Annotated in this window: 5 protein-coding genes; 2 read left to right on the top strand and 3 right to left on the bottom strand. The window is 67.2% G+C overall.

Features of this window, described 5'->3' with window-relative positions; all coding sequences use genetic code 11:
• Positions 1-28 precede the first annotated feature (28 nt).
• Positions 29-2,005 carry an exonuclease domain-containing protein gene (locus IRZ30_RS00280; RefSeq protein WP_294081717.1) on the bottom strand — a complete coding sequence of 659 codons (1,977 nt, stop codon included), beginning with the start codon at positions 2,003-2,005 and terminating at the stop codon, positions 29-31.
• Between the two features lie 153 nt (positions 2,006-2,158).
• Here IRZ30_RS00280 and ligA point away from each other — a divergent pair, with 153 nt between their 5' ends.
• Positions 2,159-4,201 carry an NAD-dependent DNA ligase LigA gene (ligA, locus tag IRZ30_RS00285; protein ID WP_294081719.1) on the top strand — a complete coding sequence of 681 codons (2,043 nt, stop codon included), beginning with the start codon at positions 2,159-2,161 and terminating at the stop codon, positions 4,199-4,201.
• 25 nt (positions 4,202-4,226) lie between these two features.
• The gene (locus IRZ30_RS00290) at positions 4,227-4,454 is read left to right on the top strand and encodes a hypothetical protein (RefSeq protein ID WP_294081721.1); all 228 of its coding nucleotides are present in this window, start codon (positions 4,227-4,229) and stop codon (positions 4,452-4,454) included.
• Between the two features lie 24 nt (positions 4,455-4,478).
• Here the strand turns inward: IRZ30_RS00290 and IRZ30_RS00295 are convergent, their stop codons facing one another.
• The gene (locus IRZ30_RS00295) at positions 4,479-5,888 is read right to left on the bottom strand and encodes an aminomethyl transferase family protein (protein ID WP_294081723.1); all 1,410 of its coding nucleotides are present in this window, start codon (positions 5,886-5,888) and stop codon (positions 4,479-4,481) included.
• Between the two features lie 141 nt (positions 5,889-6,029).
• Positions 6,030-7,391, bottom strand: a complete 1,362-nt coding sequence (locus IRZ30_RS00300) for an FAD-dependent oxidoreductase (RefSeq protein WP_294081724.1) — start codon at positions 7,389-7,391, stop codon at positions 6,030-6,032.
• Positions 7,392-7,817 lie beyond the last annotated feature (426 nt).

Raw genomic sequence — 7,817 nt, forward strand, 5'->3', positions numbered from 1 at the left:
GCCCTGCCGGTTCGCAAAGCCCAGGCCCTCACGCCGGCAGCGGCTCCTCGGGAGCGGGAACGGACCGCGTGTCGAACGACAGCTCATCGTCCGTAAGCGCGCGACCCTGCGCGACGAGCGCCTCCCAGTCCGGGACCGCGTCGATCGGGATGATCGCCGGGTGCCCCGCATACTTGCGGAGCCAGCGGCCGAGGAGATGCACCTGATCCAGTGATTCCTGATCCACCGCAGGCATCGTCGTCTGCTGGGCACGCTCCCAACTGCGCGCCAGCCGCGCGGCCACGTCCTCATCAGGTTCGTCGACCGAGGCCCGGATCTGCGCCCACAGTCGCCCCCGCACCACCAGCAGGAACTCCCGCGCCCCGGCTTCCGGCGACGGCGTCACGATGAGCACCGTGCCGCGCTGCTCCGTCTCGGCCAGGAGTTGCTGGCTCAGCACCAACTGCTGCACCCGCCGGATCCGGTCGCGCAGACGGCTGGCGCGCTCGAAGTCCAGGCGCTCCGCGCACGTCACCAGCTCCTGATGCAGCCGCGCCATCACCTCGTCACGCTCGCCGCGGAGGAACCCGATCACGTCCTGAACCGCCTGACGGTAGGCGTCCCGATCCGCCATCCCGGTGCAGGGACCCATGCATTGCCCCAGCGACAGCCGAAGACAGGGCGAACCGTAGCTCCGTGCGGTCCGGAAGGAACGCGCGCAGGTGCGGAGCGGGAACACCTCGTTGATGAGATCGACCGTCTCACGAGCGGAGCGCGCCACGCGGAACGGGCCGAAGTAGACCGCGCCATCGTCCGCCCGCTGGCGCGTCAGCGTCACCCGCGGCCACGGGTTCCCGATGTCGATCTTGATGTACGGATATGCCTCGTTGTTCCGCATCTGGGTGTTGTACTGCGGCCGGTAGCGCCGGATGAACTGCGCCTCGAGCAGGAGCGCCTCGAGCTCCGAGCCCGTCTCGACGACCTCGATGCGCTCGATCGACTCCAGCAGCCCATCCATCTTCCGCGTGTAGCCGAGCGGCTGGGAGTAGTACGAGGACACGCGATTGCGCAGATCCTTGGCCTTGCCAACGTAGATCACCCGGTCGCGGGCGCCGTACATCAGGTAGACGCCGGGTGCGTGTGGGATCCCCTCAAGATGCGAGCGATCAAGCACCGCCCGGCCGCGCCCGACCGGACCGCGCCGCTTCGGCACCGGCACCCGCGCGGCCGCGGCACGCTGGAGACCGTCGAACGTGGTCAGCCCTCGCTCCCGCGCCAGCTCACCGAGCCGAGCGAGCAGCAAGGCCGTCAGGGCCGCGTCGGCCTCGGCGCGGTGCCGCTCTCGCGACTCCAGCCCCAGCGCCAGGCACGCGGCATCGAGGCCCGAGCGCCGCATCCCCGGGATGAGCTGCGTCGAAAGCGGCAGGAGATCGAGGCGCGGGTTGATCAGCGGCGGCCTCCCGAGCCGCTTCAACTCGGCATTGAGGAAGGCGATGTCGAACTCGACGTTGTAGCCGACGAGGAGGTCGTCGCCGAGGAAGGCCGTCAGCTCATCCGCCACCCGCCGGAAGACCGGCGCTCCCGCCAACGCCGGCTCATCGATGCCGGTCAGTTTTCGAATATAGGCCGGCACCGGGCGCTCCGGATTGACGAGGGTGGAGAAGACATCCTGCCGCCTGCCGCCCCGGTAGCGGATCGCGGCCACCTCGATGATACGCTGGCGCAGCGGGCGCAGGCCGGTCGTCTCGATGTCGATGACGACGAAGTCGGTCGGGAGCAGGTCGTTGCGGGCCGGTGTCGTGCCGCGCAGCGCCCAGTAGCCGTCAGCGCGGAGGTCGAGCCGGTCGTCGGATCCAAGCACCTGTCGCAGGAGCGGCCGCCACAGCGCCGGGTTGCCGGACGAACCGAAGACGTGCTCGATGAGTGCCTCTTCGGACACGGCACCATCCTGCTCGCGCAGGAACAGGTAGGCCCGCTGCCGCAAACCCGCATAGGGATCGTCCCGCGCCTCAGAACCGGCCGCCATGCATCCCTCCCAGTGACTGTCCGTCACGGCGCGCTCGGAGTATACTTCCGAACAAGTGTACGAACAAGCTGTGCTATACTCGCGGCGAATCAACGGGCCATAGGCGACCACGGCAGACGGGCAGCGCGTGCGGCGCGAAGGAGTCGGCAGAGTATGGACGACGTGGACGTCCAGGAGCGGATCGCGGAGCTGCGGAAGCTCATCGAGCGCTACAACTACGAGTACTACGTCCTCGATCAACCATCGGTGAGCGATGCCGAGTACGACGCGCTGATGAACGAGCTGCGCCAACTGGAGGCCGAGCATCCGGAGTTGATCACCCCGGACTCGCCCACCCAGCGGGTCGGCGCCCCGCCCTCCTCGGCCTTCGGTACCGTCCGCCACGAGATCCCGATGCTCAGTCTGGGCAACGTGTTCAACGAGCAGGAGCTGCGCCAGTGGGCCGAGCGGGTCTACCGGCTCGCCGGCCGCCGGGACATCGAATTCGTCACCGAACCGAAGATCGACGGCAGCGCCGTCTCCATTCTCTACCGCAACGGCGTCTACGAGCGGGGCGCAACTCGTGGCGACGGTGTCCAGGGCGAGGACGTCACGCCGAACATCCGCACCGTCCGCAACGTCCCGCTGCGTCTCCATGATGTCGACGGCATCCACGTCCCCGAAGTGCTCGAGGTGCGCGGCGAGATCTACATGCGTAAGAGCGACTTCGAGGAGCTCAACCGCCGCCGCGGCGAGGCCGGCGAGATCCTCTTCGCCAACCCGCGCAACGCCGCAGCCGGTTCACTGCGCCAGCTCGACCCGAACGTGACCGCCTCCCGCCCGCTGCGCTTCTACGCCTGGGACGTCGGCATCATCGAGGGCGGCCGGCACAACGGCACCCACTCGGCAAACCTCGACTTGCTCCGCACCCTTGGCATCCCCACCGCACCCGACTACCGCGTGTGGCAGACGATCGACGAGGTCTGGGCAGAGTGCGAGCGGTGGCTGAGCCTGCGGGAGGAACTCGATTTCGAGATCGACGGCGTCGTCGTCAAGGTCAACGACGTGGATCTCCAGGCCGAGCTCGGCACCGTATCGCGCGAGCCGCGCTGGGCCATCGCCTACAAGTTCCCCGCAATCCAGAAGACAACCGTCCTGCGCGACATCGAGGTCAACGTCGGCCGCACCGGCAGCCTCAACCCGGTCGCGATCCTGGACCCGGTTGAGATCGGCGGCGTGGTCGTCCGCCGCGCCACGCTCCACAACGAGGACGAGATCCGGCGGCTCGGTCTCATGATCGGCGACCGGGTCGTCGTCCAACGCTCGGGGGACGTCATCCCGAAGATCGTCGCCGTCGTGGTGTCGGCCCGCGACGGTGACGAGCAACCCTTCGTCATGCCGGACCACTGCCCCGTCTGCGGTGCGGCCGCCGTCCGGCTCGAAGGGGAGGTGATGCGCTACTGCGTCAACGCCTCCTGCCCCGCCCGGCTGCGCGAGGAGGTTCGGCACTTCGTCTCGCGCGGCGCGATGGACATCGAAGGGTTCGGCAGCCGCCTCGCCGAGCAGTTCGTCGACCTCGGCCTCATTCACTCCGTCGCCGACATCTACGAACTCGACTGGGAGCGGATCCGGCAACTCGAAGGCTTCGGGGACAAGCGCGTCGCCAACCTCCAGGCGTCGATCGAGGCCAGCAAGGAGCGCCCGCTATCGCGCCTCCTCCACGCCCTCGGCATCCGCCACGTCGGCGAGCGCAACGCCCGCCTGCTGGCGCAGCACTTCAACCGCATGGACCGGATCGCCGCCGCGTCGATGGAGGAGTTGCAGGCGATCCCCGGTTTCGGCAACGTCGTGGCCGAGGCAGTCTACGACTTCTTCCACGAGCCGCAGAACCTGGCGCTAATCGAGCGCCTGCGTGCCCACGGCCTTCGGATGACCGAGGCAGACGGCGACACCGCGCCGGCCGACGGCCGCCTCGCCGGGAAGACGGTCGTCCTCACCGGTCGGCTCGAATCAATGACGCGCGAGCAGGCACAGGAAGCGCTGCGCCGGATGGGAGCCACGGTCACGAGTTCCGTGTCGCGCAAGACCGACTTCGTCATCGTCGGACAGGATCCGGGGAGCAAGGCCGACCGCGCGCGCGAGCTGGGCGTCCAGATCCTCGACGAGCAGGCCTTCCTGGCCCTCCTCAACGGCGCGACGGACGAAGACCCGAGCTAGCGCCGACACCTGGCAAGGAGCAACGATGTCCGGCTTCAGCGCCCCGACCCGCGAGGACGATCCGGTCCATCTCGTCCGGACGATCGGCCGGCTTGCGTACATGGTTATCGAACTCCGTGACGAGTACGTCCGGGAGCCACGCAGCGACACCCTCGACCAGATCGAGCGCCGCCTCACCGAACTAGCGGCCCTCCACGAGCAGCTCCGCGCCCTCCGCCACGCCCAGGCCGAAGGTCACGAGCAAGACGGATAGTCGAAGGTACTGACCGGCACCGCCCTAGTGCCGAGATTTGACGGCCGACCAGTACTCCTGCGTCGCGCGGCTGATCGGTGCCGGGCCGACGGTGGCTCGGATCTGGATGGGCTCGTGGGACTCGACCCACGGTCCGCTCCGTGCGCCGCCTCCGGCGTCTCCCCACACCAGCACCACGTCGGTACCGGGTTGACTGTAGGCTTCGTCAACGACGGCGAGGGACAGCATCGCACGTTCGTTTGCGCTGTATCCGGCGTATACCGATAGCCCGACGAGGTCGCCTTTCGTGTTGAGCACCTGGTCATATTGCCAGGTGGCGTAGTGGAGCCACGGTAGATCCATGTAGCGGGCCATCGGGCCGTCATCGAAAAGGGAGCGGAAGCCGCGCGCGGTATCGTCCGGGTTCCATACGAGCGTGACCTTCTTGCGATGCGGCTCCTTCGCCTTCTCCATGAGCGCGTCACGACCGATGAAATCGTGGTCAAACTTCAGGATGTGACTCATCCCGAGGTCCCATGGAGTGAAGTAATAGTCCTCGATGTTCGGCGAGTAGAAGCTTCCTCCCAGCGCGGACCTGCCCTCGAGACCGTTGGCCGGCAGCCATTCCCGGTAGGACCGGAGCGCCGGGCTGGTGTAAATCGCCGGCAACGGGCGGGGGATCCACCCGGATTCAAGCCCACCGGATGACAGATACGCGAACGACCCACATAGTCGCAGGCCGAACTCTTCCCCCGCCTCAATAATGGCGGCTCGCACGGCCTCCCGATCCTCCCAGGGACCGGAGATCTCCATCCCGGGAACACCGGCCATGCTGTGGCGCAGTGCGCGTACCGGCCGGCCGGCGATCGAGATGTACCCGGTATGGAAGAACTTGAGGTCCGGAAGCGGACCGTGATTCAGCTTTTCGAGCAGGAGGAATGCGTTCGGCCCTTCCACCTGGAACCGATAGACCGTGCGTCGCCCGGTCTGGTTGAGCGACCAGAGCGGATCGCGTTCAACCGTGACGTCGTAGTCACCGCTTGCCGCGTGGAACGCGACCCAGTTCAGGACGACCTCGCCCCCGACGAGGACGAAGGACTCTTCGTCGAGGTAGTACAGGATGTTGTCCCCAATGACGTACCCTTCGGGGTTGCACACGGCGAAGTTCTTGGCGCGCCCGGGAACGAACTTGTTGAAGCTGTTGATGGCGAGATGCTCGAGCATCCGGAAGGCATCGGGGCCGCGCACGTACAGATTCGTCATGTGGAACGACTGGTCGAGCAGCGCCACCGTCTCGCGCCTCGCCCGCTGCTCATCGCGCCAGTTGGTGAACTCCGGCGGCAGCTCTGATGGCGGAAAGCTGTGGAAGATGGCACGCAGCACGCCCTTTGGGTTCTGGTAGAGGTGGTCCACGATGTTCGGCACGCTGTCAATGAGGCCCTGTAGGCTTTGCACGGGTTGTCCCGTAGCGTTCACAACTCGTCCTCCTTCGTCGACTCGTGCCGGCCGAATGGACGCGCGTCCTGCCACGTCCCCGTCAGTTCGGTCGGACGCGCGCAGACGGAGTGAGGGTGGTGCACGACAGCGCTTCTCACCCTAACGATGCTCATTCGGGTCGCCTCCAGGAACCTCGTCCCTCGGCGGCCAGTAGGTGGTCCCTTCCAGGTTCGGCCTGATGCGTTCCTGCACGAGTGCAGCGTCCACCTCGTGCAGCGAAGGCACCCCATCCAGGAAGAGGTCGACGGTCTCGGCGGCAGCGACCGCCATCGCGATGCACGGCCCCATCACGCGGATGCTCGAAAGCGCGAATGGGTCCGCATCGATGCATCGGCCTGCCGCGATGAGGTTGTCCGCTTCGGCGTGGATCAACGAGCGGAGGGGGATATAGTGCAGGTGTCCATCGGGGAACCGCTCCCAGCGGAACCCTGCCGCTGTGTCGTGCAACTCAATCGGCCAGGCAACACGGGCGATCGCGTCCGGGAACTGGCGGCCCTCGGTGACGTCGTCAACGGTGAGCATGTACGCGCCGACGATCGAGCGCGTTTGCCGGATGCCCGGATGCCCCATGCTGCGCACATGGGAACGGCCGAATACTTCGGGATACTCGGTCTGCAGGAGTGCGACCGCACGCTCGGCTTCCTCACGCCCGACTCCGGCTTCCTCCCAGAATTGCAACGGATCGAGCGGCGTCGCGACGTGTGTCACGTTCAAGACGGCCATGCCACGGCTCGGGAGTGGGAAGATCACGCCCTCATGCCGGGTCAAGCCGTATTGCGGTCCCTTCTCTCGGAACAGCCGCTCGGCTTCGTACCCGATCTCCCGCGCGCGCGATGCGTCCCCGTATTCGACCCCTTCGAGGATGCACATCTGCGTGCCATAAATCGGGAACGTTGCCGTCCGGCACGCCAGACCTGCGACCCAGGTGAGCGCGGCGTCACCGGATGCATCGACAAAGGCGTCCGCCCGCACCTCGCACGGGCCGAAGCGCGTGTCGACGCGGACCGAGCGGAGGCGTCGCCCCTCCACCTCTGCAGCGGAGGCAACGCCGCCGAGGAGGAACTGCACACCCGCTTGCCGCGCCATCCGTTCGAAGAGCCGCATCAACACCACGTCGTCGTACACGACGTTGATCGTACGCGCACGCCGGGAACGCTGTAAGTAGTACGCATCTGCCTCGCGAAGACCTTCCAGCAGTTCCCGAGCAAAGATCGGGGTAAGCAGGTACGGATCGTCTCCACACGAAAATAGGCCGCCAATGGTCCCGATCGGCACCCCGATCGCCTGTCCACCGATCCATGGGCAGGCGTCGACCAACATGACCTTTCGACCGCGCCGGGCGAGCATGATCGCAGCAGTCGTCCCGCTCATCCCGGCCCCGACCACACAGACGTCGGCCGTGACACTGGTCAACTCGGGCTCGCTCCGGCGCACGACCGTGTGGAGCGTCGCGTCATTCACTGCGGTCTCCTCTCACCTCGTCGAGCACTCGCGGCCTGCCAGCGCGGGAGGACGACACGTCGGCTACCTGGCAGCCGGCCAGGATGGCTCCGGTTCAGCGATGACCTGCTCGGGCCGAACAACGTGCGACGTCCGCCACGACCGCCCGGAGCATCGTCGCCCGTCCCGCGTGAGGTTCACCCCCCGCGCACGCGGACGCCGGTTCGGCCCCGTGCCCCCGAGCCGGGCGACCTTCGGCCCGACACCCGGCCGTGCCTCCCGATCGCCGATCCTCCATACCGCGCCGCGGACCGAGACCGGAACCGGGCACTGCTCCCCGGCGGACTGCGGCCCTACCCCTTTCGCTGGTAGCGCTCCGGGTAGCGGTTGAACTCCACGATCGTCGTCAGCTCGTGCAGGCTCTCAATCTCATAGTCCGCCGGCATC

Origin of the sequence: Sphaerobacter sp. (assembly GCF_019683595.1) — a bacterium.
GTDB lineage: Bacteria > Chloroflexota > Chloroflexia > Thermomicrobiales > Thermomicrobiaceae > Sphaerobacter.

Coding starts and splice junctions, on each gene's coding strand:
- IRZ30_RS00280 (WP_294081717.1), bottom strand. CDS start 2,005: ATGGCGGCCGGTTCTGAGGCGCGGGACGATCCCTATGCGGGTTTGCGG.
- ligA (WP_294081719.1), top strand. CDS start 2,159: ATGGACGACGTGGACGTCCAGGAGCGGATCGCGGAGCTGCGGAAGCTC.
- IRZ30_RS00290 (WP_294081721.1), top strand. CDS start 4,227: ATGTCCGGCTTCAGCGCCCCGACCCGCGAGGACGATCCGGTCCATCTC.